Annotated in this window: 1 protein-coding gene; it reads right to left on the bottom strand. The window is 72.8% G+C overall.

The features are described from left to right. Positions 1-827 (bottom strand): methyl-accepting chemotaxis protein (locus tag AC3A4H_RS23580; RefSeq protein WP_487768876.1); only part of this gene is annotated, 827 nt, incomplete at both ends.

Genomic DNA, 827 nt, shown 5'->3' with positions numbered 1-827 from the left:
GCCACCTTCAGCGCCGGCCGCGGCGCCGCAACCGCTGCCGGGCGCGCCGCCTCGACCGCCTGCCGGCCGAGCCGGAAGCTGCCGATCTGGCGCGACAGCGCCGCGGTCTCCTGCGCCAGCGACTGGCTCGCCGCGGTCGATTCCTCGACCATGGCGGCGTTCTGCTGCGTCACCTGGTCCATCTGGTTGACCGCCGCATTGACCTGCTCCAGCCCCGCCGACTGCTCCTGCGCGCTGGCGGCGATGTTGGTCACCACCGCGTTGATCTCGGCCACCTCGACCACGATCCGCTCCAGCGCCTTGCCGGTCTCAGCCACCAGCTTGACGCCCTCGCCGACCTGCGTGGTCGAGGTCGAGATCAGGCCCTTGATCTCGCGCGCCGCTTCCGCCGAGCGCTGCGCCAGGGCGCGGACCTCCGACGCCACCACGGCAAAGCCGCGGCCGGCATCGCCGGCGCGCGCCGCCTCGACGCCGGCGTTGAGCGCCAGGAGGTTGGTCTGGAAGGCGATCTCGTCGATGACGCCGATGATGCGGCTGATCTGCTCCGACGACTTCTCGATCATGCCCATCGCCGCGATCGCCTGGCGCACCACCGCCCCGGACGTCTCGGCGTCGCCCTTGGCCTCGGCCACCACGTCGCGGGCGTGCACGGCGCCCTCGGCCGTCTTCCTCACCGTCGCGGTGATCTCGTCGAGTGCCGCCGCCGTCTCCTCCAGGCTCGCCGCCTGCTGCTCGGTGCGCCGCGACAGGTCGTCGGCCGCGCTCGAGATCTCGCCGGTGCCGGCATGGATGGTGCCGACGCTGGCCGAGATCGCCAGCAGCGTCTG

Source organism: Pseudaminobacter sp. Soil_N_29 (assembly GCF_057656055.1).
The sequence above is the reverse complement of the archived record's forward strand: the minus strand, read 5'-3'. Positions and strand labels throughout refer to the sequence as shown.